Annotated in this window: 24 protein-coding genes, 1 tRNA gene and 1 pseudogene; 18 read left to right on the forward strand and 8 right to left on the reverse strand. The window is 70.7% G+C overall.

The features are described 5' to 3' along the window. Positions 1–69 precede the first annotated feature (69 nt). The 6 genes and pseudogenes from L942_RS24735 to L942_RS46205 form a co-directional block, all read left to right on the forward strand. Positions 70–684 carry a hypothetical protein gene (locus tag L942_RS24735; protein WP_158684536.1) on the forward strand — a complete coding sequence of 205 codons (615 nt, stop codon included), beginning with the start codon at positions 70–72 and terminating at the stop codon, positions 682–684. Continuing rightward, positions 684–1,697: a TRM11 family SAM-dependent methyltransferase gene (locus L942_RS24740; RefSeq protein ID WP_037364748.1), complete on the forward strand. Its 1,014-nt coding sequence runs from the start codon at positions 684–686 to the stop codon at positions 1,695–1,697. The genes L942_RS24735 and L942_RS24740 overlap by 1 nt, the downstream gene beginning before the upstream one ends. A gap of 328 nt (positions 1,698–2,025) precedes the next feature. Continuing rightward, positions 2,026–2,790 carry a recombinase family protein gene (locus tag L942_RS42140; protein WP_051166214.1) on the forward strand — a complete coding sequence of 255 codons (765 nt, stop codon included), beginning with the start codon at positions 2,026–2,028 and terminating at the stop codon, positions 2,788–2,790. Continuing rightward, positions 2,787–2,987 (forward strand): hypothetical protein, encoded by a 201-nt coding sequence (locus L942_RS24750; protein WP_037364751.1) that lies wholly within the window; start codon positions 2,787–2,789, stop codon positions 2,985–2,987. Before L942_RS42140 ends, L942_RS24750 begins: the two co-directional genes overlap by 4 nt. Positions 2,988–3,080: 93 nt before the next feature. Then, positions 3,081–3,545 carry a recombinase family protein gene (locus tag L942_RS46200; protein ID WP_037364754.1) on the forward strand — a complete coding sequence of 155 codons (465 nt, stop codon included), beginning with the start codon at positions 3,081–3,083 and terminating at the stop codon, positions 3,543–3,545. Beyond that, a pseudogene (locus L942_RS46205) lies at positions 3,545–4,603 on the forward strand (recombinase family protein); the annotation flags it as partial. The gene L942_RS46200 and the pseudogene L942_RS46205, both read left to right, overlap by 1 nt. Before the next feature lie 586 nt (positions 4,604–5,189). Here the strand turns inward: L942_RS46205 and L942_RS24765 are convergent. After that, positions 5,190–5,262, reverse strand: a tRNA-Arg gene (locus L942_RS24765). A 104-nt stretch (positions 5,263–5,366) separates the two neighbouring features. Between L942_RS24765 and L942_RS24770 the strand changes: the two genes are divergently transcribed. From L942_RS24770 to L942_RS24780, 3 genes are all read left to right on the forward strand, one after another. Then, positions 5,367–6,488, forward strand: a complete 1,122-nt coding sequence (locus L942_RS24770; protein WP_037364758.1) for an epoxide hydrolase family protein — start codon at positions 5,367–5,369, stop codon at positions 6,486–6,488. Between the two features lie 133 nt (positions 6,489–6,621). After that, positions 6,622–7,542 carry a cation diffusion facilitator family transporter gene (locus L942_RS24775; RefSeq protein ID WP_037364761.1) on the forward strand — a complete coding sequence of 307 codons (921 nt, stop codon included), beginning with the start codon at positions 6,622–6,624 and terminating at the stop codon, positions 7,540–7,542. Positions 7,543–7,552: 10 nt separating this feature from the next. Further along, positions 7,553–8,149, forward strand: coding sequence for a flavin reductase family protein (locus L942_RS24780; RefSeq protein ID WP_037364764.1), 597 nt, complete (start codon positions 7,553–7,555; stop codon positions 8,147–8,149). A gap of 38 nt (positions 8,150–8,187) precedes the next feature. Here the strand turns inward: L942_RS24780 and L942_RS24785 are convergent, their stop codons facing one another. Further along, the gene (locus L942_RS24785; protein ID WP_106965012.1) at positions 8,188–8,838 is read right to left on the reverse strand and encodes a DUF305 domain-containing protein; all 651 of its coding nucleotides are present in this window, start codon (positions 8,836–8,838) and stop codon (positions 8,188–8,190) included. A 146-nt stretch (positions 8,839–8,984) separates the two neighbouring features. Beyond that, complete coding sequence (locus tag L942_RS24790; RefSeq protein ID WP_037364767.1) at positions 8,985–9,821, reverse strand: DUF3105 domain-containing protein; 837 nt, start codon at positions 9,819–9,821, stop codon at positions 8,985–8,987. Between the two features lie 202 nt (positions 9,822–10,023). On the opposite strand from L942_RS24790, the gene argS reads away from it, so the two are divergent. The 6 genes from argS (at position 10,024) to rho (ending at position 18,874) form a co-directional block, all read left to right on the forward strand. Next, positions 10,024–11,688, forward strand: coding sequence for an arginine--tRNA ligase (gene argS, locus L942_RS24795; RefSeq protein ID WP_037364770.1), 1,665 nt, complete (start codon positions 10,024–10,026; stop codon positions 11,686–11,688). Positions 11,689–11,691: 3 nt separating this feature from the next. Next, complete coding sequence (lysA, locus tag L942_RS24800) at positions 11,692–13,122, forward strand: diaminopimelate decarboxylase (RefSeq protein ID WP_037364772.1); 1,431 nt, start codon at positions 11,692–11,694, stop codon at positions 13,120–13,122. Between the two features lie 12 nt (positions 13,123–13,134). Beyond that, complete coding sequence (locus L942_RS24805) at positions 13,135–14,475, forward strand: homoserine dehydrogenase (protein ID WP_268745744.1); 1,341 nt, start codon at positions 13,135–13,137, stop codon at positions 14,473–14,475. A gap of 82 nt (positions 14,476–14,557) precedes the next feature. Beyond that, positions 14,558–15,613: a threonine synthase gene (thrC, locus tag L942_RS24810; RefSeq protein WP_037364775.1), complete on the forward strand. Its 1,056-nt coding sequence runs from the start codon at positions 14,558–14,560 to the stop codon at positions 15,611–15,613. Next, positions 15,610–16,500, forward strand: coding sequence for a homoserine kinase (gene thrB, locus L942_RS24815; protein WP_440201339.1), 891 nt, complete (start codon positions 15,610–15,612; stop codon positions 16,498–16,500). The genes thrC and thrB overlap by 4 nt, the downstream gene beginning before the upstream one ends. A gap of 406 nt (positions 16,501–16,906) precedes the next feature. Further along, positions 16,907–18,874, forward strand: coding sequence for a transcription termination factor Rho (gene rho / locus L942_RS24820; protein WP_037364777.1), 1,968 nt, complete (start codon positions 16,907–16,909; stop codon positions 18,872–18,874). A 57-nt stretch (positions 18,875–18,931) separates the two neighbouring features. Here rho and L942_RS24825 read toward each other — a convergent pair whose 3' ends face one another. Both L942_RS24825 and L942_RS24830 read right to left on the reverse strand, forming a co-directional pair. Next, positions 18,932–19,267, reverse strand: a complete 336-nt coding sequence (locus tag L942_RS24825) for a hypothetical protein (RefSeq protein ID WP_037364779.1) — start codon at positions 19,265–19,267, stop codon at positions 18,932–18,934. 181 nt (positions 19,268–19,448) lie between these two features. After that, a complete protein-coding gene (locus L942_RS24830) occupies positions 19,449–19,973 on the reverse strand; it encodes a hypothetical protein (protein WP_037364781.1) in 525 nt (174 codons plus the stop codon). 233 nt (positions 19,974–20,206) lie between these two features. Between L942_RS24830 and rpmE the strand changes: the two genes are divergently transcribed. Next, positions 20,207–20,431, forward strand: coding sequence for a 50S ribosomal protein L31 (rpmE, locus tag L942_RS24835; protein ID WP_037364783.1), 225 nt, complete (start codon positions 20,207–20,209; stop codon positions 20,429–20,431). An 81-nt stretch (positions 20,432–20,512) separates the two neighbouring features. Continuing rightward, positions 20,513–21,583 (forward strand): peptide chain release factor 1, encoded by a 1,071-nt coding sequence (gene prfA, locus L942_RS24840; RefSeq protein WP_037364785.1) that lies wholly within the window; start codon positions 20,513–20,515, stop codon positions 21,581–21,583. Positions 21,584–21,586: 3 nt separating this feature from the next. Here prfA and wsfD read toward each other — a convergent pair whose 3' ends face one another. The 3 genes from wsfD to L942_RS24855 form a co-directional block, all read right to left on the reverse strand. Beyond that, on the reverse strand, positions 21,587–23,014 hold the full coding sequence (gene wsfD / locus L942_RS24845; RefSeq protein WP_037364788.1) for a glycan biosynthesis hexose transferase WsfD: 1,428 nt from the start codon (positions 23,012–23,014) through the stop codon (positions 21,587–21,589). Positions 23,015–23,109: 95 nt separating this feature from the next. Continuing rightward, positions 23,110–23,883: a TIGR03619 family F420-dependent LLM class oxidoreductase gene (locus tag L942_RS24850; RefSeq protein WP_037364791.1), complete on the reverse strand. Its 774-nt coding sequence runs from the start codon at positions 23,881–23,883 to the stop codon at positions 23,110–23,112. Next, entirely contained in the window at positions 23,880–24,617 is a 738-nt protein-coding gene (locus L942_RS24855; protein ID WP_037364794.1) for an alpha/beta fold hydrolase, read from the reverse strand. Before L942_RS24855 ends, L942_RS24850 begins: the two co-directional genes overlap by 4 nt. 56 nt (positions 24,618–24,673) lie before the next feature. Between L942_RS24855 and L942_RS24860 the strand changes: the two genes are divergently transcribed. After that, entirely contained in the window at positions 24,674–25,018 is a 345-nt protein-coding gene (locus L942_RS24860) for a MerR family transcriptional regulator (protein WP_037364797.1), read from the forward strand. The last annotated feature ends 72 nt before the right edge of the window (positions 25,019–25,090 follow it).

Below are 25,090 nucleotides of genomic sequence, written 5' to 3' on the forward strand. Positions count from 1 at the left end.
GAAAAAGAAGTCGAAGAGCACCCGCAGTCACGGCCGTGGAAAAGCGCAGCCGTGCCGCTGGGAATTTGGTTGTGCGCACCCGCCCCAGCCGATGAGCACGGCCTGCCGCCGCTGATCGAGGGGCTCACCCGCAGCCTGGTCACTCAGGCCGTGACCGCCTTCACCAGCCGCGGAAACACGGTCGCGGTGACCGGGCCGGACGCCGCACGGATCGCCGCGGTCGCCGACTCCGTGGGCGACCGCCGAGTTGTCTGCGTCGACCCCGAGACCGTCACCGTCGGTGGCCGCCGTGACCGGGTCGGCGGTGGGGCGAGGACGCCGGAACCCAGTTCGGTGGACCTGCTGCTGGCCGCCGAGTTGCCTGCTCCGTGGATCGACACCGATGGCCAGCCCTACACCATCTGGGCGCGCTGGTTGGCGCCCGGCGGGGTGCTCGCCGTGGCCACCCGTAACCCGGCCGGGCAGGGCCGGTTCGCCGACCACACCGGGGCGGTGGTCACCGCCGCGACCAACGCCGGGCTGACCTACCTCCAGCACATCATCGCCGTGCTCGCCCACGTCCAGGGCGACCGGCTTCTCCTCTCGAGTCCGTCGGCCTCGGTCACGTTGCCCGCCGACGCGGTGCACGCCGACGCCCACACGGACCTGCTCGTGTTCCACAACGACTTCGGAGGCGCCGCCTGATGAGTACCTACGAGCCGATTCCGCAGCAGGCGCTGACCCGCGGCAGCGACGCCCTGGTCGAGCTTCCGGTGACCGTGTGGCCGACCGCGCAGCAGGCGCCGCGCACCCAGCGCGGCAACCGGTACGTGCCCGAGGGCACGGCGCATCCGGCGAAGATGCTGCCCGCCATCGTCCGCCACGCCATCGACACCTTCACCGCGCCCGGCGACCTCGTGCTCGACCCCATGTGCGGGGTCGGCACCACCCTGGTCGAAGCCGTCCACAAGGGCCGCGACGCCCTCGGGATCGAGTACGAGAACCGGTGGGCCGACGTCACCGAAGCCAACCTCGCACTCGCCGCCAACGACGGCGGAACCGGCCGGGGCGAGGTGCACGTCGGCGACGCCCGCCAGGTCCTGCCCGATCTCGCCGACCGCTACGCCGGGCGGGTCGGGTTACTGGTGACCTCCCCGCCCTACGGGTCCAGCGTCCACGGCCAGGTGCACGCACCCGGGCACCGCCCGGTGCGCAAGCACGACAACCGCTACAGCCGCGATCGCGCAAACCTCGCCCACCGCAGCCTGCCCACCCTGCTGCGCGGATTCACCGACATCCTGCGCCGCGCGGTACCGCTGCTGCGGCCCGGCGGAGTCGTGGCCATCACCACCCGACCGTTCCGCGTCGACGGCGAACTCATCGACTTCCCGTCGCTCACGTTGGACGCGGCGATCAACGCGGGACTCGATCCCGTCCAGCGCTGCGTCGGTCTCCTCGCGGGACTGCGTGACGGCAAGCTCGTCCCGCGTTCGTCGTTCTTCCAACTGGACTACGTGCGCAAGCTCCGCCACCGCGGCGTGCCCGCCTGGGTCATAGCGCACGAGGACATTTTGGTTCTCAGGGTCGGCCGAAACTCCGTGGGTTCAGGAAAACTGAAGCACCGTCGCGCCGAACCTGGGAGCGGATCTCGGCCAACGCTGGACACCGACGGTGTGGACGGTGGGGGCGCCGAGGGGTCGGCCGGGACGCGGTCGTGATGGGCGTGGAGACGGCGGTCGGTCTCGACCGCGTCTCGCCGCCTGCCCAGGGCGTGCGGGACGAGCGGGAACGACCGCGCGGTGGCCGTCGCCAGCGGCTTTCCCGGCAGCGGCTCCCGCGGTTCTTGCGGCGCGTGCAGTGTGCTTCCGGCAAGCGCGCGTACGGCAGTCGCGCGCAGGCCGACCAGGTGCTGGGCCACATCTGGTCCCGCCCGCGTCCGGGTCGGCGTCTGGAATGCCGCGCCTACCGCTGTCACCACTGCTGGTGCTGGCACCTCACTCACGAGCCCCTCGTCCACCGAGGCGACCTGACGGGAGCGTTGGGCTGATGTCGACTACACCGCAGGCACGGCTGACCGGCACCGACTACGACGCCCCCGTCGTCGTGGAACATGACGACGGGTGGGCACCGTGGAGCGAGTCCGTCACCGACAAGCCCCGCCCGGTGCGCACCTGGCTTTACCGTTTCGTGTGCGAGGTCGCGTGGCCGGTCTTCGTGCAAGAACGGCACCGCCTGGAGACCGCGGCGATCCGCGGCTACCAACGCGAACTCGCCTTCCGCGCGTGGTACCGCCGCTACCTCGATGCGATCGACGGATGGTGGGCGGGGCCGCCACCGTATGGCTACCAGGTGCACCTCCATCGCGTCACCGATGACGAGGGACGCACCCGCACGCTCCGGCGTCTCGTGCCCGACGAGGACTGCGCCCGCGTTGTTCCGGTGATCTTCCGGTGGCACCTCGACGGACACGGGCCATCCGCGATCGCCGCACGCCTGGCGGCCGAGCCCGACCTCTACCCGCCGCCGCGACGGTGGACGGCCAAGGTCGTGCGCGGGCTGCTCACCAATCCGGTGTATCTCGGCTACGTCGTCCACGGCCGCACCCACCACGGAGTCCCGCAACCCCCGCGGCAGTGGACCTGGTCGCTCGATCAAGCCCACCCCGCGCTGGTCGGCCCCGCGCAGTTCTGGGGCACGTACCACCGACTCCACCCGGGGCACCGAGCGCGGCCAGCAGAAGCCGGACCGCAGCGGCCAGGCGTGGCGTCCACCGGCTGCGGCGCGGTCCACCACGACGGGCCGCCTCAGTGAGCGGCGGACGACGCGGTTACCGCCGCCCGGAGGTGACCGTCGAGACGCCCACCGTGCTGCCGATGCCCGAGGCCGACCGGCCTGCTGCGGTCGCCGTCCTCGCGCAATGGCTCGCCGAGGTGTTGGCGGACGAGTCGTTCCAGCAGCGCCATCAGCAGCGCCTCGCCGAGCGCGGTGACCACCGCCGAAGCACCTGATCAAGCAGCTTGCCCTCTACCGAGGAGTCGAGCGTTCGTCGTTGGCCCCAGGCCGACCGGCCTGGGGCCAACGACGTAACCAAGGACGGTCTCATGAGCAACAACTACGCGCCGCAATCCGATCCGGCACCGCACACCTCGCGGACCCGCGTCGCGGTCTACCTCGCCGGCACCGGCATCACAACCGCGATCCGCGCCTGCCTGAGCGCACACCCCACCTGGCGGCAGATCAAGCGCACCTACCGTGACCCCCAACCCGGCCCGCTGGCCACCCGCCCCGAGCTGCGGCGCGCGCTCTCCGACGCCCGCGCCGGAGAGTTCGACCTCCTTCTCGTCCACAGCGCCAGCCAGGTCTCGCGCAACCTCAACGAGCTGAGCGAGATCCTCACCGAGCTGGACGACGCGGGTGTGGCGTTCCGGTTGGCCACCGAATCGCACTTCGACGCCACCAGCATCACCGGGCTGATGGTCACGCGGCTGATGGCCGCCTTCGCCCAGTACGAGCAGGAGCACCGCGAACAGGTGCGCCGCGAACGGGCGCGCCGGGCGGTGCGGTGATGTCGGCGCCCACTGCACCCAAACGCCGCCAGCGTCGCCCCCGGGTTCGGGCCAACCAGGCCACCCAGCCCCAGGCGACCATCGGCGCCGAGGAGAACAGCCCACCGCTGCGGGTGGCGATCTACCTCCGGATCTCCACCGATGAGCTGCACCAGCCCTTCTCGCTGGAAGCCCAACACCTCAAGCTGCGCAACTACGTCACCTCGCAGGACAACTGGGAACTCGTCGGCAAGCCCTACATCGATGAGAAATCCGGGGCGACCACCGACCGGCCCGCCCTGAGACGCGCCCTGGCTGCCGCCAGGGCCGGGAAGTTCGACGTGCTGCTGGTCTACCGCGTGGACCGGCTGTCCCGATCGATCCGGGGCCTGTCGGAGATCCTCGCTGACCTCGAAGACGCGGGCGCGGCGTTCCGGTCCGCGACCGAACCCTTCGACACCGCCACCCCCGCCGGTCGCATGATGGTGCAGATGCTGGCGGTGTTCGCCGAGTTCGAGCGTGCCACCATCATCGACCGCGTCATCAACGGCATGGAGCGCAAAGCCGCCCGCGGCGAATGGCCCGGCGGCTACCGCCCCCACGGCTACGAACGTCACGACGGCGGCAAGCTCGTCATCGTCGAGGACGAGAAGCCCGTCGTGGAACGCATCTTCACCATGTACGTCAATGACAAGCTCGGCACTCAGCTCGTCGCCAAGCAGTTGTCCGCCGACGGCTACCGCACCAAGGCCGGGAACCCCTGGTCCAAGGCCGCCGTGCTCACGGTCCTGCGTAACCGCACCTACCTCGGCGAGATCTGGTTCCGCGACCGCTGGTACAAAGCCGAGGACCACCACCCGGCGATCATCAGCGAGAAGCTGTTCAACGACGCCCAGGACATCCTCGACACCCGCGGCGACGAAGCCGGACACCGTGCCGTCGCCAACTCCGACTACATCCTCGCCGGGCGCCTGTTCTGCAGCCACTGCGGCAAGCGGTACCTCGGCACCGCCGCGAAGGGCAACAAGTATCGCTACCGCTACTACACCTGCTTCACCAAGCACCGCTACGGCACCGCATACTGCTCCGCCGACCGGCTGCCCGCCGACCAACTCGAACACGCCGTACTGACCTCGCTGCTGGACACCCTCACCCGCAGCGACCTCATCGAGCAGGGGCTGGCGAACACCGCCAGCGAGGTCGACGACCAACGCGCCACCTACACCGACGAGCTCGCCGCCCTCGAACGCGACATCACCAAGAACGAGGACGCCATCGACCGCTACCTCACCGCGTTCGAGAACGGCACGATGGACGAGGAAACGTGCTCGCCGCGCGTCCAGAAACTCGCCACCAAGCTCACCGAACAACGCGCCCGCCGCGACGAACTCGGACTGCTGGTGGACGAGGCCACCGCGCCCGAAATGCCCGACACCACCGTCCTGGAGACCCTCCGCGCTGACATCGAGGCCGCGGCCGACACCGGCAGCGTCGAAGCCCTCCGCCGCGTCATGCAGACCTTCGTCCACCGGGTCGACATCACAGGCAGGGAAACAGCGCAACCCACCTTCGTCATCCCCGGCAACGCAGCAGTAACCAGCCAATGTGACGAACCTTCCGCCCGTATGACTACGGAGCGAAAGGTTCGCACACTGGCTGGATCGGTGCCCTCGGCAGGATTCGAACCTGCGACACCTGCCTCCGGAGGGCAGTGCTCTATCCCCTGAGCTACGAGGGCTCGCTTGCGCGACTGAACAGAGCCTAGCGCATGCCCCTTTCCGGCCGCGCACAGAGGGGGCTTAGCGCGGTAGCGTCGGAGCGTCGACGCGGAGGGAGGCGGCGGTGGGCGCCGAGCCGTTCCAGGTCAGGGTGGCGGAAGAGGACGTCGAGGACGTGCGGGCGAGGCTGCGGCGCACGCGGTGGCCGGAGGCGGAGACCGTCGACGACTGGTCGCAAGGGGTGCCGCTCGCGTACGCCCGGGAGCTGTGCCGCAGCTGGGCCGAGGACTACGACTTCGGGTTCGGCGAGCGGCTCAATGTCTTCCCGCAGTTCCGGCAGGAGATCGACGGCCTCGGGATTCACTTCGTGCACCTCCGTTCGCCGGAGCCGGACGCGTTCCCGCTGGTGATCACGCACGGGTGGCCGGGTTCGGTGCTCGAATTCCTGAAGATCCTCGGCCCGCTGACCGATCCGCGGGCGCACGGCGGCGATCCGGCGGACGCGTTTCACGTCGTCGCGCCTTCGCTGCCGGGGTACGGCTGGAGCGACAAACCGAGCCGAGCCGGGTGGGGCGTCCGGAAAATCGCAACGGCGTGGGACCAGCTGATGGTCTCGCTCGGCTATGAACGCTACGGCGCGCAGGGCGGCGACTGGGGTTCAGCGGTGTCCGGCGCGCTCGGCGAGGTGGCGCGCGAGCGGGTCGCGGGGGTGCACGTCAACATGGCGGCGGCGCCGCGCGGCGAGTTCCCGGACGAGACCGAGGAGGAACGCGAAGGCGCGCGGGCGGCGGCGGAGTTCCGGCGCACGGGTCAGGGGTATTCGGCCCAGCAGGGCACGCGCCCGCAGACTCTCGGCTACGGGCTGACCGACTCGCCGGCCGGGCAGGCGGCCTGGATCGCCGAGAAGTTCTGGGCCTGGACCGACAACAACGGGCATCCGGAGGACGCAGTCACCCGGCAACAGCTCCTCGACGCGATCTCGGCGTACTGGTTCACCGCGTCGGCGACGTCGTCCGCACGGCTGTACTGGGAGAGCTACCGCAGCTTCGGCGATCGCGTCACCGCGCCTTCCGGCATCTCGGTCTACCCCCGCGACATCGTCCGGCCGTCGCGGCGGCAGGCGGAGCTCAAGTACCTCGATCTGCGCTGGTTCGAGCGGCTTCCTCGCGGCGGGCACTTCGCGGCGATGGAACAGCCCGCGTCGCTCGTCGAGCAGATCCGCGGCTTCTTCCGGCTCGTGCGCTGATCTTCCCACCCCGCGGAACAGGGCTGGGGAAACGCTCCACCAGGCATTAGAGTGAAGTTAGGCTACCCTGTATTGCACATATGCGCATGTCACTATATATTCGCCCTCGAGACCGGAACCTGGGAGGCGAGCGATGGGACACGGGCACGGCCACGGGCACACCGCCGCTCCGGCGAGCGCGTCCGGCCGCTACGTCCGCGCGCTGCTGATCGCTCTCGCGGTCGGGGCCGGGTTCATGGTGCTGGAGTTCGCGGTCGGCTTCGCGACCGGTTCGCTCGCGCTGATCTCGGACGCCGCGCACATGTTCACCGACGTGCTCGGGGTCGGGATGGCGCTCGCCGCGATCGTGCTCGCCCGCCGCAGCGGGCCGACGCCCAGCCGCACCTTCGGCATGTACCGGGCGGAAGTCCTTGCCGCGCTTGCCAATGCGGTGCTGCTGTTCGGGGTCGCCGGGTATGTGGCGGTCGAGGCGATCGGGCGGATCACCGACCCGCCGGAGGTGCCTGGCCTGCCAGTGCTGCTCGCTGCGGCCGCGGGTCTCGTCGCCAACGTCGTGTCGTTCCTCGTGCTGCGCGCGGGTGCGAAGGAGAGCCTGAACGTCCGCGGCGCGTACCTCGAAGTGCTGGCTGACCTCGTCGGCTCGGTCGGCGTCCTGCTCAGCGGCGCGATCACGCTCACCACCGGCTGGCGGTACGCCGACCCGATCATCGGTGTCGCGATCGGACTGTTCGTGCTGCCGCGCACCTGGACGCTCGCCCGCCGCGCGCTGCGGATCCTGTTCCAGCACGCGCCCGCCGGCGTGGACGTCGGCGAGATCAGCAGCGAACTCGCCGCGCTGCCGGGCGTCGCGGACGTGCACGACCTGCACGTCTGGACCCTCACCTCGGGCATGGAGGTCGCTTCGGCGCACCTGACGGTCAAGGCCGACGCCGAGCAAGCCACCGTGCTCACCAGGGCGCAGGACCTGCTTGCGGCCCGCTACGAGATCAACCACGCCACGCTTCAGGTCGAGGGACCGCAATGCGCCCGCCGGTGCGCGGAGCTGTCCTGGTAGACCGGGGGCTATGCGCAAAAACTTCGACCCCGCCCAGCTGGCCCCGCACGCGTTCTACCGGCTCCTGACCGCCACCGTCGTGCCGCGGCCCATCGCCTGGGTTTCGAGCACGTCCCGCGACGGAGTGGACAATCTCGCGCCGCATTCGTTCTTCACCGTGGCCTCGGCCGCGCCCGCGGTGCTGCAGTTCACCTCGGTCGGCCGCAAAGACACCCTGCGCAACGTCGAGGCGACCCGCCAGTTCGTGGTCAACCTCGCGCCCGAGCCGCTGTTCGAGCAGATCAACGCCACCAGTGCGGATTTCCCGCCGGAGCTGAGCGAATTCGACGAAGCCGGGCTGACCCGCGAGCCGAGCCTGAAGGTCGGCCCGCCGCGGGTCGCGGAATCGCCGGTGGCGTTCGAATGCGAACTGCACAGCACGGTCGGTTTCGGACACTCGACGGTGGTGTTCGGCCGGGTCGTGCACCTGGCGGTCAACGAGGACGTCCTCGACGGCGACCACCCGCTGATCGACCGGCTGCGGCCGCTGTCCCGGCTGGGACGCGACGAGTGGGGGACGCTGGGCGACATCAAGGAACTGGCGCGGCCCACGTACAAAAGCTCGTGAGCGCCCAGGCGCTCACGAGCTTTCGTCCGGGAAGAGCGTCAGGGGGCGGGCAGCGGCTGCGCGTCCCGCGCCTTCAGCATGCTCTTCATCTGGTCCATTTCCGCGCCCTGCGACGTCAACATGCTGCGGCACAACGCTTTCACCGCGTCGATGGACGTGTGGTCCTGCGCGTACTCGGCCATCGCGACCCCGCCCTGGTGGTGCCGGAGCATCAGCTGCAGGAAGTCGACGTCCAGCGCGCGGCCGGACAGCGTGCGCAGCTTCGCGAGTTCCGCGTCGGTGGCCATGCCGGGCATCGGCGCGCCGCCGGCCGGGCTGCTGGTCGGCATCTGCATGCCGGCGTGGCCCATCGGCTCGGTCATCCACGTCATGTACGCGCCGGTCGCCTGCTCCGGCTGGTCCCACAGCATGAGCCAGCCCTTCATCCGCCCGACCTGCTCGGTCTGCGTGCGCTCGATGTCGAACGCGAGCTGGCGGATCTCCGGGTCGGTCGAATGGTCGCGCGCCCAGCCGGCCATGGTGACCGCCTGCAGGTGGTGCACCGACATGTCCTGGGCGAAGCCGACCTCGACCGAACCCGCTCCCGGCGTCGCCGGCACCGCGTCGCCGCCGTCGGTGAGCCGCGTCGCGAACACCCCGATCGCGGCCCCGACCAGCAGCACCGCGATCAGCGTCCCGCCGATGACCACCCACCGGGACCAGCCGGTCCGTTCCGCGGGAGCGGACTCCTCGGCGACCTCGGCGGTCTCGGCGGGTGCACCGGCTTCGGCGGACCGGGCGGTTTCGACGCCGCCCGTCCCGGCCTCGTCCGAGTGGTTTCCGGAGCCGCGCACGGTCACTGCCCGGCCGGCGGCGTCCCCGGCATGCCGCCCTGCTCGGTCTGCGCCCCGGTGCTGCCCTTGTAGTCCATCGGCTTCGCGTCCTTGCCCGGCTTGCTCGGGTCGAACTTCGGCGGGTTGCTCGGGTCGAACATGCCCTTGCCGAGCGCGTCGCACGAGGCGCCGATCTCCGGGTACACGCCGTTCGGGTTGGTCCGCAGCGCGGCGATGAACTGGTCGATGCGCGGGTCGTCGGCGCTGTCCAGCTTCAGCTGGTGGCCCCACGACTGCAGCGAGATCGGCTTGTCCAGGCCCGGGTAGGGCGACATCATCGTGTACGGCTTGCCCTTGACCCGCGCCGCGAGCAGCGCGACCTGGTCGCCCTTCACCTTGTCCGGGTTGTAGGCGATCCACACCGTGCCGTGCTCGAGCGAGTGCACCATGTTCTCGTTGCGCACCGCTTCCGGGTAGACGATGCCGGTGCACGCGGCCCAGTAGCCGTCGTGCGGGCCGCCGAACGGCGGGCTCTGGTCGTAGGCCACCCGCTCGGTGGGCAGGATGTGCACCGATCCGGGGTACTGCTTGATGACCACGCCGGGGATCTTCTTCGACGGGTCCGGGTTGCTCGCGGTCGGCGCGAAGGCGGCGGCGGCCTCGTCCCGGGACGCCTGCTCGCGCTTGGGCGCGGAAGCCTGCAGGTAGTAGACGATGACGCCGGCCAGCAGGGCGACCACCACGACGACGCCGATGATGGTGCCCCAGGGCGTACGCTTGCCCGCCACGACCGAGCGGTTCTTCGCCGCCTTCACCGCGGCCGCGGACGAGCCCTTCTTCTTGGTGGTCCCGTTGGCCATGATTGCCGAGATCTCCTCGTGAGAGCGGGGGAGGGATCCGGACGGACCCTGCCGGTAGCCCAGTGTAGAGACCGGGCGTGCGATCACCGTGAACACCCGCGAGGCGCCCCGGCGAGCGGAACATCCGCCTCCGGTGTGCCCGCCGTCTCGCCAGCGCGTACCGCCGGAAGCGCGCTGCTGAAGCGCACCTAGAATCCGGCGAGTGACTCCCGCCGCTCTCGCCGATCTGGTCCGCAGCTCCGCCGTGCAGGTCCTCGCCGCACGCGGCGTCGACGCCGCCGTGCTGCCGGAGACCGTGACCATCGAACGCCCGCGCAACCCGGACCACGGAGACTACGCGACCAATCTCGCGCTGCAGGTGGCCAAGAAAGCCGGGCTGAAGCCGCGCGAGTTCGCCGAGGCGCTCGCCGAGGTCGTCGCGGGCGCGGACGGGGTGGCGGCGGCCGAGGTCGCCGGCCCGGGCTTCCTCAACTTCCGGCTCGCCGCGGACGCGCAGGGCGAGGTCGTGCGCCAGGTGCTGGCCGCGGGCGCGGAGTACGGCCGCGGCGACGCGCTGGCCGGGCGCCGGATCAACCTGGAGTTCGTCTCGGCGAACCCGACCGGGCCGATCCACCTCGGCGGCACGCGCTGGGCCGCGGTCGGCGACGCGCTGGGCCGGGTGCTCGCCGCGCAGGGCGCGGACGTCACCCGCGAGTACTACTTCAACGACGCCGGCGCGCAGATCGACCGGTTCGTCCGCTCGCTGATCGCCGCCGCGAAGGGCGAGCCCGCCCCGGAGGACGGCTACTCCGGCGGGTACATCAGCGACATCGCGGCCGAGGTGCTCAAGGCCGAGCCGAGCGCGCTGAGCCTGCCCGAAGCGCAGCGGCACGAGACGTTCCGGCGCATCGGCATCGAGCTGATGTTCAGCCAGATCAAGCAGAGCCTGCACGAGTTCGGCACCGATTTCGACGTCTACTTCCACGAGAACTCGCTGCACGAGTCCGGCGCGGTCGAGGCGGCGGTGCAGCAGCTCAAGGACTCCGGCAACCTCTACTTCGCCGACGGCGCCTGGTGGCTGCGCTCCAGCGAGTACGGCGACGACAAGGACCGGGTCGTCCTCAAGAAGGACGGCAACCCGGCCTACATCGCGGGCGACCTGGCCTACTTCAAGGACAAGCGCAACCGCGGGTTCGACCTGTGCATCTACATGCTCGGCGCGGACCACCACGGCTACATCGCGCGGCTCAAGGCGGCCGCCGCGGCGTTCGGCGACGACCCGGCGACGGTCGAGGTGCTGATCGGCCAGATGGTGAACCTGGTGAGCGAGGGCAAGCCGGTGCGGATGTCCAAGCGCGCGGGCACCGTGATCACGCTCGAGGACCTCGTCGAGGCGGTCGGCGTCGACCCGGCCCGCTACGAGCTGATCCGGTACTCCGTCGATTCCTCTTTGGACATCGATTTGGACTTGCTGCGCAAGCATTCCAACGACAACCCGGTCTACTACGTGCAGTACGCGCACGCCCGGCTGTCGTCGCTGCGGCGCGGCGCGGCGGACCTCGGGCTCAAGACCGACGAGTCCGGCGCGGACGTCGACTTCGGGCTGCTCACCCTGCCTGCTGAAGGCGACCTGATCCGCACCATCGGCGAATTCCCGGCGGTGGTGCGGCGGGCGGCGGAGATGCGCGAACCGCATCGCGTGGCCCGCTACCTCGAGGAACTGGCCGGCGCGTACCACAAGTTCTACACCGTGGGCCGGGTCCTCCCGCAGGGCGACGAGGAGGCCACTCCCCTCACGTACGCCCGGCTCGCTCTGTGTGAAGCCGCGCGCCAGGTGCTGGCGAACGGCCTGTCGCTGCTCGGTGTCTCCGCTCCGGAACGGATGTAAACAATGGCGCACCCCGCGGGCCCCCGCCACGCCGACGTCTACCCCCATGCCGACGCCTCCGGGTTCCCGCCCGCGAGTGCCGGCGAACTCGACCAGCTGCCCGCGAAAGTGTGGCCGCGCAACGTTTATCGCGCCGCGGACGGTGTCGTGCGGATCGCCGGAGTCGACGTGCGCGACCTCGCGCAGACGTACGGCACGCCGCTGTTCGTGGTCGACGAGGCGGACTTCAAGTCCCGCTGCGCGGACTACGCCGAGGCGTTCGACGACCCGGCGCTCGTGCACTACGCGTCGAAAGCGTTCCTGTCCGTCGAGGTCGCCCGGTGGGTGGCCGAACAGGGGCTGAGCCTCGACGTCTGCAGCGGCGGCGAGCTGGCCGTCGCGCTGCGCGCGAACTTCCCGGTGGAGCGGATCACGTTCCACGGCAACAACAAATCGGTCGCCGAACTGGACGCGGCCGTCGAGGCCGGCGTCGGCACCGTGGTGGTCGACTCGTACTACGAGATCGCCCGGCTCGCCGAAATCGCCGCCGCGCACGAGGTCGAGCAGAAGGTGCTCGTCCGGGTGACGGTCGGCGTCGAGGCGCACACCCACGAATTCATCGCGACCGCGCACGAGGACCAGAAGTTCGGGTTCTCGCTGGCTTCCGGCGATGCCGCCGAAGCGGTGCGCCGCGTGCTGAACGCGCCGTCGCTGAAGCTGGTCGGCCTGCACAGCCACATCGGTTCGCAGATCTTCGACGCCGACGGTTTCGAGGTCGCCGCCCGCCGCGTCGTCGGACTGCTCGCGGACCTGGCCAAGGAACACGGCCGGGAACTGCTGGACCAGATGAACGTCGTCGACCTCGGCGGCGGTTTCGGCATCGCCTACACCGAAAAGGACAACCCGCCGCCGCCCTCGCAGATGATCACGCAGATTCGCGAGATCGTCCGCAAGGAATGCGCGTACGCCGAACTCCCGGTGCCGCGCATCGCGGGCGAACCCGGCCGTGCGATCGCCGGTCCGGGCACGTTCACCCTGTACGAAGTGGGCACGATCAAGGACGTCGCGCTCGGCGACGAGTCCGCGCGCCGGTACGTCAGCGTCGACGGCGGCATGAGCGACAACATCCGCACGGCGCTCTACGACGCGGTGTACGACTGCCGGGTGGTTTCCCGGTCCGCCGCCGACGGCGACGAGCCGGTGACCCCGGCGTTGTCTCGCGTGGTGGGAAAACACTGTGAGTCCGGCGACATCGTCGTCCGAGACTGCTGGCTGCCAGACACGCTGGCTCCCGGCGACCTGCTGGCCGTCGCGGCGACCGGCGCCTACTGCTACGCGATGGCCAGTGGTTACAACCGGCTGCCGCGGCCCGCGGTGGTCGCCGTGCGCAACGGCTCCGCCCGGCTGCTGCTGCGCAGGGAGACGACGGACGACATGCTGCGCCTGGAGGTTTGAGAAGTGTCCACTGTGTCTCCGAAAAGCCCGTCTCCGAAAAGCCCGTCTCCCGCGGACCGGGCGCCCGTCCGGGTCGCGATGCTGGGCTGCGGCACCGTCGGCAGCGAGGTCGCCCGGCTGCTCACCGAACAGGCCAGCGAGCTGGCGGCCCGCGCGGGCGCGCCGGTGGAACTGGTCGGCATCGCCGTGCGGCGTCCGGACAAGCACCCGGAACTGCCCGCCGAACTGCTCACCGACGACGCCGCGGCGCTCGTGGCCCGCGACGACGTCGACGTGGTGGTCGAACTGGTCGGCGGGATCGACCCGGTGCGCAGCTGGCTGCTCACCGCGCTGAACGCGGGCAAATCCGTGGTCACCGCCAACAAGGCGCTGCTCGCCGAGTATTCGGCCGAGTTGTTCGAGGCGGCCGACGACAGCGGTGCGGACCTCTACTTCGAGGCCGCCGTCGCCGGGGCCATCCCGCTGCTGCGCCCGCTGCGCGAATCGCTGGCGGGCGACCGGATCACCCGCGTGATGGGGATCGTCAACGGCACCACGAACTACATCCTCTCCGCGATGGACGCCACCGGCGCGGGCTACGCCGAAACGCTCGACGAGGCGAGCCGGCTCGGATATGCCGAAGCGGACCCGACGGCGGACGTCGACGGTTACGACGCCGCGTCGAAGGCCGCGATCCTTGCCTCGCTGGCGTTCCACTCGCGGGTCACCGCGAAAGACGTGCACCGCGAAGGCATCGCCGACGTCACGGCGTCCGACCTGGCCGCCGCGCGCACGCTCGGCCGCACAGTGAAGCTGCTGGCGATCTGCGAACGCGTGACCGCGGACGACGGCACGGAATCCGTTTCCGCGCGCGTGCATCCGGTGATGATTCCGCGCAGCCACCAGCTGGCCGGCGTCGGCGGCGCGTTCAACGCGGTCTACGTCGAAGCGGACGCGGCCGGCGAATTGATGTTCTACGGCCAGGGCGCGGGCGGCGCGCCGACGGCCAGCGCGGTGCTCGGCGATCTCGTTGCCGTGGCGCGCAACCAGGTGCTCGGCGGACGCGGCCCGCGCGAATCGGCGCACGCCGCGCTGCCGGTGCGGCCGATGGGCCAGACGCCCACCCGCTACCACGTGAGCCTCGACGTCGCGGACCGCGCGGGCGTGCTCGCCCAGGTGGCGCAGGCGTTCGCCGCGCACGGCGTGAGCATCGCCGCGGTGCGCCAGCGCGACGCGAACGACACGGCGAGCCTCGTCGTGGTCACTCATCTCGCCCCGGACGCGGCTTTGCAGTCCACTGTGGACGAGATCGCGAAACTCGACGTGGTGCACGAGGTGGTCAGCGTGATGCGGGTGGAAGGCGAAGACGCGTGAGCGCCGCGGGCAGGGCAACCATGGACCTTCCTGCCGCGGCCTCGCCGGTTAGCATGGGGAAACTCCGAAACGAGGCGGCAGCATGAGTTCCTGGCCGGGGATCATTGAGGCGTACCGCGACCGGGTTCCGGTCCCCGACGGGGCGCGCGTGGTCACGCTCGGCGAGGGCAACACCCCGCTGCTGCCCGCCGCGCACCTGTCCGAGCTGACCGGTGCCGAGGTGTACCTGAAGGTCGAGGGCGCGAACCCGACCGGCTCGTTCAAGGACCGCGGGATGACCGTGGCGATCACGCACGCGCTCGCGAGCGGGCTCAAAGCGGTGATCTGCGCGTCCACCGGCAACACCTCCGCCTCGGCCGCCGCGTACGCCGCGCGGGCCGGGCTCACCTGTGCGGTGCTGGTGCCGCAGGGCAAGATCGCGATGGGCAAGCTCGCCCAGGCGGTGCTGCACGGCGCGCGGATCCTGCAGGTCGACGGCAATTTCGACGATTGCCTCGAACTCGCCCGCAAGACCGCGGCGGACTATCCGGTCACGCTGGTCAACTCGGTCAACCCGGTGCGCATCGCCGGGCAGAAGACCGCGGCGTTCGAGATCTGCGACGTGCTCGGCGAGGCACCGGACGTGCACTGCCTCCCGGTGGGCAACGCGGGCAACATCACCGCGTACTGGAAGGGCTATTCGGAGTACGCGAGCGACGGTGTGGTCAAGAACACCCCGCGGATGTTCGGGTTCCAGGCCGCTGGCGCCGCGCCGCTGGTGCACGGCGAACCGGTCTCCGACCCGGACACCATCGCGACCGCGATCCGCATCGGCAGCCCCGCGTCGTGGGCGGGCGCGGTTTCCGCGCGCGACGAGTCGGACGGCCTGTTCGACGCGATCACCGACGAGAAGATCCTCGAGGCGTACCGGCTGCTGGCCCGTCGCGAGGGCGTCTTCGTGGAGCCGGCGTCCGCGACGAGCGTCGCCGGGCTGCTGACCACCGCGGCGGACGGCCGGCTGCCGAAGGGCGCGAAGGTGGTCTGCACGGTCACCGGACACGGCCTGAAAGACCCGGCCACGGCGCTGGAGGGCAACGTCGAGGTGGAACCGCTCGCGGTCGACCCGACGGCCGTCGCGGCGGCGCTGGACCTGCCGTGACCGCGCTGCCGGCGTTCCGCGCGACGGTCCCGGCGTCGACGGCGAACCTCGGCCCGGGATTCGACGCGCTCGGCCTCGCGCTGGCCCGCTACGACGTGGTCGAACTGCAGGTCACCGAGGGCGGACTGAAGATCGAGGTGCTCGACGCGGGAGCGGGTGGCGTCGAGGACGTGCCGACCGACGAATCACACCTGGTGGTCCGTGCGCTCCGGCGGGCGTGCGAGCACCTGGACGTCCGGCCGCCCGGCCTGCATCTGCGGTGTCACAACAGCATTCCGCACGCGCGCGGCCTCGGGTCGTCGGCGGCCGCGGTGGTGACCGGCGTGGCGCTGGGCTACGTGCTGGCCGGGCGTCCGCTCGACGCCGACGCGCTCCAGTTGGCGGCCGAGTTCGAGGGGCACGCGGACAACGCCGCGGCGAGCCTGTTCGGCGGCCTCGTGGTGGCGTGGGCGGAGGACGGCCGGTTCCGCGCCGAACGCGTGGAGCCGAACGCGGCGATCCGGCCGGTGGTCGCGGTGCCGGCCGAAAAGTCGTCCACCAACGCCACTCGCGGGCTGCTGCCGGCGCGGGTGCCGCACGCCGACGCGGCGCACAGCGCGGGACGGGCGGCGCTCGCGGTGCTCGCCGTGACCGAGCGGCCCGAACTGCTGATGGCCGCCACCGAGGACCGGCTGCACCAGGATTACCGCGCCGAGGCGTACCCGGCGAGCACCGAACTCGTGCGTACGCTGCGTGCCCGCGGAGTGCCTGCCACCATTTCCGGGGCCGGGCCGACTGTGCTCGCTCTCACGCTCACGGGAATACTCCCGGCCGGTGTCGACGTTACGGGTTTCGACGTCTCCGAATTGCCCGTGGACCGCGATGGCGTGCAGGTAGTGCCCAGGTGACGACCTGGTCACAGGCTGGACGGCAGCGTGCGCCACGCGGGGGGTGGTTGTTGCACCCGGACAGGGCGCGGTCTACCCTCGGGGGCGTTCGATCACCGTGCGTTTCCGCACCCGATGCCGGGCCTGTTCGCCCCTAGCGGCGGCTCCGGTCCGCATCCTTCGTCGATCCGCCGATTCCGCACCGCCTGGCACGCGGGAGGCGGAGGGACGCAGGCGGGTTTCCGGTTCCGGCGGTGCCGAATTCCGCTTTCTCCGTCCGGAGGGGGCAAACACCCTGTGCTGGCGGCGCTTCGCTGTGTTTCGCACGGCTGGGCGCGAGCCGTCCGCATCGGAGGCAGAAGCCGTCTCGCTACCGGCGGCAGTCCGCTGATCCACCTGGAACGTGGATCGGTCAGGAAGGACATGTGTGAGCAACACCGATCTGTTGAGCGGCGACGTGGAGACCCCCGCCGCGGCCGCTGAGACCAATGGGGCCGCGGCAGCTCCGAAGCGCCGCACCGGGGGCCTGTCCGGAATGGTCATCGCCGAGCTCCGCCAGCTGGCGGGCGAACTGGGCGTGGGCGAGACCACCGGCATGCGCAAGGGGGACCTGATCGCCGCGATCCGCGAGCGGCAGGGCAAGAGCAAGAAGCGCGCCTCCGCGCCGGCCGACACGCTGCCGCTCGACGGCGTCGAGCCGGTCAAGGCGGAGAAAGCCGAGAAGCCCGCCCGCCGGGCCAAGGCCGACGCCCCGAAGGCCGCCGAGGCTCCCCAGTCCGAGGCTGCCCAGGCGGAGCCGAAGGCCGAGCCGGTCAAGGCGGAGGCTCCGCAGGCTGAGGCTCCGAAGGCGGAGACCCCGCAGGACACGAAGCCCGCGCAGGAGCGCCCGGAGCGGTCCGAGGGCCCGTCCGACGGCCAATCCGAGGAAGGCGGCCGCAACCGCCGTCGCCGGGGCGGCGCGAACCGGGGCGACGGCCAGCGCGACCAGCGCGGCGACCGCCAGGGCGGCAACCGCGACAACCGCGACAACAACAACCGCGACGGCAACCGGGACAACCGCGGCGGCCAGGACAACCGCCAGGACCGCCAGGACAACCGGCAGCGGAACCAGCAGGACAACCGCAACAACGGCCCGCAGGACGACGACGAGGAAGGCGGCCGCCGCGGGCGCCGCTTCCGCGACCGCCGCCGCCGGGGCAGCGGGGGCGGCCGCGCCGAGGGCGGCGCGCCGGACACCGAGATCCGCGAGGACGACGTCCTGCTGCCGGTCGCCGGCATCCTGGACGTGCTCGACAACTACGCGTTCGTGCGCACCTCGGGCTACCTGGCCGGGCCGAACGACGTGTACGTGTCGCTGTCGCTGGTCCGCAAGTTCGGCCTGCGCCGCGGCGACGCGATCACCGGCGTCGTGCGCCAGCCGCGCGAGGGCGAGCAGCAGCGGCAGAAGTTCAACCCGCTGGTGCGCGTCGACTCGATCAACGGCCTGGAGCCGGAGGAGGCCAAGCGCCGTCCGGACTTCACCAAGCTGACGCCGCTGTACCCGAACGAGCGGCTGCGCCTCGAGACCGAGCCGCACAAGCTCACCACCCGCGTGATCGACCTGATCATGCCGGTCGGCAAGGGCCAGCGCGCGCTGATCGTGTCCCCGCCGAAGGCCGGCAAGACCACGATCATGCAGGACATCGCGAACGCGATCACGACCAACAACCCCGAGGCGCACCTCATGGTCGTGCTGGTCGACGAGCGTCCGGAAGAGGTCACCGACATGCAGCGGTCGGTGAAGGGCGAGGTCATCGCCTCGACCTTCGACCGCCCGCCGTCCGACCACACCTCGGTCGCCGAGCTGTCCATCGAACGGGCCAAGCGCCTGGTCGAAATGGGCCACGACGTGGTCGTCCTGCTCGACTCGATCACCCGGCTGGGCCGCGCGTACAACCTGGCCGCGCCCGCGTCCGGCCGGATCCTGTCCGGTGGTGTCGACTCGACCGCGCTGTACCCGCCGAAGCGTTTCCTCGGCGCCGCGCGCAACATCGAGAACGGCGGCTCGCTCACCATCTTCGCGACCGCGATGGTGGAGACCGGGTCCACGATGGACACGGTGATCTTCGAGGAGTTCAAGGGCACCGGCAACGCGGAGCTCAAGCTCGACCGCAAGATCTCCGAGCGCCGCGTGTTCCCGGCGGTCGACGTCAACCCGTCCGGCACCCGCAAGGAAGAGCTGCTGCTCTCGCCGGACGAGCTGGCCGTCACGCACAAGCTGCACCGCGTGCTGCACGCGCTGGACTCCCAGCAGGCCATCGACCTGCTGATCTCGCGGCTGCGCAAGACGAAGACCAACATCGAATTCCTGATGCAGGTCTCGAAGACCGCCCTCGGCGGCGGAGACGACGACTGAGTCTCGGTTCGACGCGAACGGCCCGCCCCGGGTTTTCCGGGGCGGGCCGCTTTCGTTTTACGCCGCTCCGGCGCGGCTTCCGGTCAACCGGCAGCCGGGCCGGTCCAGGTCAAGCCGGTTGCCCGAACCCAGGCCTCCTCCGATCGCCGCCACCTGCTGCCCGGAAGCTGACACTGTCGTGCAGCCGTTGCGGCAATGCTGGAACGACAACGGAATCTCGCCTCCGCCGGACTTCGTGTCCCAGCGATCCGACGCGGACGTTCCAGCCGCGGTGGTCGCGCCGGCAGGTGTGTTGGCGCGCCGATGAACACCGATGGCGGAAGCCGGGCTGGCCTGGACCACAGTGGCGGCCAGCACGGTGCCGAGCAGCAACGCGGAAGATCGAATGCGCATGTCCCGCACGATGTCGGCCGCTGTCCGCAGACGGCCACGGCTGCGTGACCGGTGCACGGTAATCGTGCTGCAGTAAGGCTTTCCCTCCGACGGAGCGTTCCTCGCCGACCCCAGGCGCGGCCAGGAACGCTCCGTCGGTTCAGGGTGCTCGTGCCGGGGGATGGCGGGCACGAGCCCCGGCTCAGTGACGGGGAACAGCCGCCGGCGTCCAGCCGCGGTAGTTGTTGAAGTAGCTCGTGGAGCTGCCGTGGCCGATCTTGCCGCCGACGCTCGTGGCGTAGAACCCGCCGTTGCCGTCCGCGATGCCGACGTGGCCGTAGGCGCTGATGTTCCAGTACACGAACGAACCGGCGGGCGGTTTGCCGCTGGTGTGCTTGGGGCTGGCGCCGTTCCAGTGCGCGTTGGCGGACGCCCACACCCCGGTGACGCCGTAGGAGTTCTCCGCGGCCTTCTCGCAGTAGTGCTCCCACCCGGTGCTTCCGGCGTGCGCCTTGTACCAGGCGACCGCGCCGGCCGGGGTGCCGTCGCCGGCTCCGGCCAGGTTCGCCTCGGACAGCTCGGTGAACGTGCCCGCGGCGGGGTTGACGTCCGCCGCGGTGATCCCGTCGGCGGCGTTCGCGGCGGGCGCGAAGACCGCGGCGGACGCGGCCAGTGCCACCGCCGCGGCCGGCTTCGCGAGCCGGGTGAGCAGGTCGGTCGTGCGCATGTCCGGACCTCCAGTGAGTGAGCGATTCACGAACTCGGCCAGCGTCTCGTCAGCGGGTACAAAATCCGTACAATGCGAATGTCCTTCACTACCCACCGTCGCGAACGGCGGCGGAATACCTGGTCACCGGGGTGTGTTGAAGCCCTTGCCAGCGCGTCTGGCAGAATGACCCGCTGAAGTCCGGCACCGGTTCACCCCGCACTGGGGACCCGGGGCCAACGAGAGAGGACACCATGAAGAGCGGTATTCACCCCGAATACGTGACCACGACCGTCACGTGCAACTGCGGGAACAGCTTCGTCACCCGCAGCACGAAGGAGTCGGGTCAGATCCACGTCGAGATCTGCTCCAACTGCCACCCCTTCTACACCGGCAAGCAGAAGATCATGGACACCGGTGGCCGGGTCGCCCGGTTCGAGAAGCGCTACGGCAAGCGGCAGAAGACCGACGCCAAGTAGCTCGTTCGACGGTGCCCACCCGCACGCCCGGGTGGGCGCCGTTGTTCTGTCCGGGCCTGTTCGCGAGAGGAAGACGGCGAAGTGGATTCGAGTTCGCTCAAGGGGCTGCTCGACGAGCACGCGCGGCTGGAACAGGAGCTGGCCGACCCGGCGGTGCACGCCGACCAGGCCCGGGCCCGCAAACTGGGGCGCCGCTACGCCGAGCTGAGCCCGGTCGTGCGCGCGGTGCGCGAGCTGGACCAGGCCCGCGACGACCTTTCCGCGGCCAGGGAACTGGCGGCCGAGGACGCGGCGTTCGCCGCCGAGGCCGAGGAGCTGTCGGCGAAAATCCCGCAGCTCGAAGCGAAACTCACCGAACTGCTGCTGCCGCGCGACCCGTACGACGGTTCCGACGTCGTCATGGAGATCAAATCCGGCGAGGGCGGCGAGGAATCCGCGCTGTTCGCCGGCGACCTGCTGCGGATGTACCTGCGCTACGCCGAGCGGCACAACTGGAAGGCCGAGGTGCTCGACGCGACCGAGTCGGACCTCGGCGGCTACAAGGACGTCACGCTGTCGCTCAAGAGCAAGACCGCGGACGTCGAAGGCGTCTGGGCCCGGCTGAAGTTCGAGGGCGGCGTGCACCGCGTGCAGCGCGTGCCCGCGACCGAATCGCAGGGCCGCATCCACACGTCGGCGTCCGGCGTGCTGATCTACCCGGAGCCGGAAGAGGTCGAGGTCGAAATCGACCCGAACGACCTGCGGATCGACGTGTTCCGGTCGTCCGGCCCGGGCGGGCAGAGCGTCAACACCACCGACTCGGCGGTGCGGATCACGCACCTGCCGACCGGGATCGTCGTGTCGTGCCAGAACGAGAAGTCGCAGATCCAGAACCGCGCGCGGGCGCTGCAGGTGCTGCAGGCCCGGCTGCAGGCGATCGCCGAGGAAGAGGCGGCGGCGAAGGCGTCGGACGCGCGCCGTTCGCAGGTGCGGACCGTGGACCGCTCGGAGCGGGTGCGGACGTACAACTTCCCGGAGAACCGGATCTCCGACCACCGGGTGAACTACAAGGCCTACAACCTGGACCAGGTGCTCGACGGCGATCTGGACGGCGTGCTCGACGCGCTGGCCGCCGCGGACCGGGAGGAACGGCTCGCCGCGCAGGCGGGCTGATTCTCAAACGGCAGCGGGGATTTCCTCGACGCTCGGGTCCTCGGTCCGCTCCGGCGCGGTTTCCGCGCGGGGAAGCAGGCTGAGGGCCGCGAACACCACGGCGAGCACGGTCGGGAACAGCGTCAGCAGCTGGTGCTTCACGCCTTCGATGCCTTCGCCCAACGCGGACAGCCCCAGCTGTCCCGCCGCGAAGAACACCAGCAGGAACGCGACAATCCCGTACTCGCGCCGGTCCCGGCGGAACGCGCGCACCCCGGCCCAGCCGACGAGCACCCAAATCGGCACCAGCACGAACAGCCCGAGCGGCGCGACCAACGCGGCGAGCCCGGAGAACACCGGCACGCGGTACTCCTTGGACAGTCGCGGCTGGCCCGACAGTTCGCCGAAGCTGCCGAGGTTTTCCGGCCGCGCGGTGAGCGCGTCGACGCCGCCCTGCTGCAGGATTTCCGCCGTCCGGCCTGGGTGCGTCGCGTAGTAGTGCAGCACGTTGCGGCGGCTGATTTTGTCCCGGTACTGCGCGTAAACCGGGTCGTGCCAGGCCGCGTGCTCGCCCCACCAGCCGGTGCCGATGTACTGCTCGAACGATTCCGGCAGCCCGAGCGCGGCGAGGTCGGCCTTCGTGTCGTGCTTTCCGTCCACAATGGAATTGAAAATCGCGTGGTACATGTTGGCCTCGCGGTATTCCGCGTTGGCCGGGTCGCCCTGGGACTGAACCGCCAGGGTGCCCGCGCTCACGAGCGCGAGCACGGCGAGCGGCAGCGCCCAGCGTTTCCGCCCGCGCGCGCCGGACGGCCGGGTCAGCAGCAGCGCGAGCGCGAAAAGCGGGATGAGCAACAGGGTTTGCGATTTGGCGTTGATCCCGACGAGCCCGCCGAGGACGGTCACCGCGGCCCCGGCCCAGCGCAGTTTTCCGGGGCGGTGCAGCAGGAACAGGCCGCCGCAGATCAGCAGAATGCCGAGGAACGCCGCGCCTTCGCTGAGCACCGACGCGAAATAGCCGAAGAACGCCGAGTCGCCCATCACGAGCAGCAGCAACCCCGTGGCGATCAGCCGGTTGCGCCGGTTCAGGTCGAGGCCGAGCACGGTGACCGTGATCGCGCCGGCGACCAGCACGCAGGTGAGCGCGCCGAGCACCAGCAGGTTCAGCACCCCGGCCGCGCCGAACAGCGTGCCGATCTTGCCCGCCGCCCAGTCCAGCCAGGCCTGGCTCGAGACGTACGCGGAATCGCACGGCGGCGCGGACCCGTAACTGAACCGCACGAACCCTTCCGAGGGCCGGTCCAGCTGCCGCCCGCCGAGCTGGCACAGCAGCCGCCAGCCGTCGCCGTTGTCGGCCATGCCGACCGGACGCGGCACCAGGAAGCGGAGCAGCAACAGTCCGAGCGAAGCGACGAATACCCCGAGGCCGAAGCGGAGGTCCCTGGATCTCACCGGGCGAGTCTAGAGGGGAGCACGGCACGGCCTTGGGGCACACGGCCTGGTGAGCGGCGATCGCGGCGCTGACCGGGATCGCCGCTCCCGAGACTTCACTCGGTCGCCGCCGCGAACGCGGTCATCCGCTTCTCGTAGCCCTCGTCCGCGCCGAAGTGCACCGCCACCGCGTCCGCGCCCGCTTCTCGATAAGCGCGGTAGGTCTCGGCGGCAGTCTTCTCGTCGAACTGCTGCCGGGCGATCCGCCGCACCCTGCGCTGCGGATCGAGCTGATCCAGCTTCGCGACCCGTTCCGCGAACGCCTCCGGAGAGAGACCCGCGCTGAGCCACTGGTCCCCGGCCCGCACCGCCCGGCGCAGCGCGACCGTCGAGTTCCCGCCGACCAGAATCGGAATCCGCCCCCTCGGTCGCGGCTCGAAATACCCGCCGGCCCGGCCCCGTCCGGTGGTGAACAGCTGGTCCAGCAGCGCAAGGGTGTCGTCCAGCATCGCGCCGCGGCGAGAGAAATCCGCGCCGAGCTCCGCGAACTCCGGCTCGTTCCAGCCCGCGCCGACGCCGAGGATCAGCCGGTGCCCGGACAGCCGGTCGATCGTCGCGGCCTGTTTGGCCAGCAGATGCGGTTCGCGCAGCGGCACGATCACGACGGACGTGCCCAGCTGGACGCGTTCAGTCGCCGCGGCGAGGTAGGCGAGCGTCGCCAGCGGTTCGTACACGCCGCCGAAGACCTCGCCGAACGGTTCCGGCGGCAGCACGTGGTCCGGCAGCCAGACGGATTCGTAGCCCAGCTCCTCGGCCAGCCGGGCGAGGTCGGCGAGACGGCGCGGGGTCAGGTCGGGCGTTTCGTTCGGCAGAACCACTTGGCGGCTCATCGCAGCCCCTTCCGGATCGCGGTGAGCCAGGCTTCCGGCGCTTCGTCGGCGATGCCGTGCCCGGACGCGATCTCGACCAGCTCCGCGCCGGGAATGCGATCGGCCAGCTCGCGCGAATGCCGCGGCGGCACGAGGGAGTCCAGCGTCGTGGCGATCACCAGTGTCGGAACCGCGATCGACGCCAGTTCGGCCCGGGTGTCGACGGAGCGGACCAGCTCGACCTGCTTCGCCGTGCCCTCGGGTACCGACTCGGCCAGCCCGGCGGCCGCGTCGGCGAGCTGGTCCGGCGCGAGCGCGGCGAGAAACGGCTCGCTGGCGGCGACCAGCAGCAGGTACTTGGCGAGCAGCGTACGGTCGCCCTCCAGCAGGTGCGCCCACAGGTCCAGCGCCAGTTCCGTCCGCGCGTCCGGCCGGGCGAGACCGGCGGTGAGAATGAGCCCGGTCACGCGGTCCGGATGGCGGGTGGCCGCGCGGACCGCGACGGCCGTGCCGAGCGAGTAGCCGAGCACGGTGAATTTCTCGACCCCGGCGTCGACGGCGGTCGCGACCAGTCCGTCGGCGAGTTCGTCGAGCGTGCCGCCCTCGGCCGGGTAGTCGGCCCCGACCACGGTGTGCGTGCGGGAGAGGTCGTCCAGAAGCGGGCCGAAGTTGGCCGTCACGCCGCCGCCCGCGCCGTGCGCGAGCAGCAGGCCGGGGCCCTGCCCGAGGACCAGGGGAGCGAAATGTTCTGTCATGGGCGCGACGTTAAGGATTGACACCAGTGTGAAGGCCAGAAGCAGGGGAAAATCGGATGCTGATCGGCGAACTCGCGCAGCGCACCGGCGTCGCGCCACGGCTGCTGCGGTACTACGGCGAGCAGGGGCTGCTGACCTCGACGCGCAATTCGAGCGGGTACCGGGTGTACGACGAGGAGGCCGTCGTCCGGGTGGCGCAGATCCGGAAACTGCTGGCCGCGGGCCTGACCACGGAGATGATCGCCGGGATGCTGGACTGTGCGAGCGGACCCGCCGCACACCTCGACCTGTGCCCGGACCTGGTGCGCCGGCTGCGCGGGGAACTGGCCGAGGTGGAGCGCCGGATCGGGGATCTCGCTCAGCGGCGCGAAGTCCTGTCCGGGTATCTCGGCCAGGCGTGACCCCCGCGCGGCCGGGGGTCGATACGCTGGGCAGCACCCCCGCCGGGGGGAGTTTCGACGAGTGAAGGACGA

It is taken from the genome of Amycolatopsis orientalis DSM 43388, from assembly GCF_000411975.1.
GTDB lineage: Bacteria > Actinomycetota > Actinomycetes > Mycobacteriales > Pseudonocardiaceae > Amycolatopsis > Amycolatopsis orientalis_D.

Coding starts and splice junctions, on each gene's coding strand:
- L942_RS24830 (WP_037364781.1), bottom strand. CDS start 19,973: ATGCGCACGACCGACCTGCTCACCCGGCTCGCGAAGCCGGCCGCGGCG.
- rpmE (WP_037364783.1), top strand. CDS start 20,207: ATGAAGAGCGGTATTCACCCCGAATACGTGACCACGACCGTCACGTGC.
- L942_RS46200 (WP_037364754.1), top strand. CDS start 3,081: ATGAGCAACAACTACGCGCCGCAATCCGATCCGGCACCGCACACCTCG.
- lysA (WP_037364772.1), top strand. CDS start 11,692: ATGGCGCACCCCGCGGGCCCCCGCCACGCCGACGTCTACCCCCATGCC.
- L942_RS42140 (WP_051166214.1), top strand. CDS start 2,026: ATGTCGACTACACCGCAGGCACGGCTGACCGGCACCGACTACGACGCC.
- L942_RS24860 (WP_037364797.1), top strand. CDS start 24,674: ATGCTGATCGGCGAACTCGCGCAGCGCACCGGCGTCGCGCCACGGCTG.
- L942_RS24855 (WP_037364794.1), bottom strand. CDS start 24,617: ATGACAGAACATTTCGCTCCCCTGGTCCTCGGGCAGGGCCCCGGCCTG.
- L942_RS24790 (WP_037364767.1), bottom strand. CDS start 9,821: ATGGCCAACGGGACCACCAAGAAGAAGGGCTCGTCCGCGGCCGCGGTG.
- L942_RS24775 (WP_037364761.1), top strand. CDS start 6,622: ATGGGACACGGGCACGGCCACGGGCACACCGCCGCTCCGGCGAGCGCG.
- L942_RS24850 (WP_037364791.1), bottom strand. CDS start 23,883: ATGAGCCGCCAAGTGGTTCTGCCGAACGAAACGCCCGACCTGACCCCG.
- thrC (WP_037364775.1), top strand. CDS start 14,558: ATGAGTTCCTGGCCGGGGATCATTGAGGCGTACCGCGACCGGGTTCCG.
- L942_RS24780 (WP_037364764.1), top strand. CDS start 7,553: ATGCGCAAAAACTTCGACCCCGCCCAGCTGGCCCCGCACGCGTTCTAC.
- L942_RS24740 (WP_037364748.1), top strand. CDS start 684: ATGAGTACCTACGAGCCGATTCCGCAGCAGGCGCTGACCCGCGGCAGC.
- L942_RS24825 (WP_037364779.1), bottom strand. CDS start 19,267: ATGCGCATTCGATCTTCCGCGTTGCTGCTCGGCACCGTGCTGGCCGCC.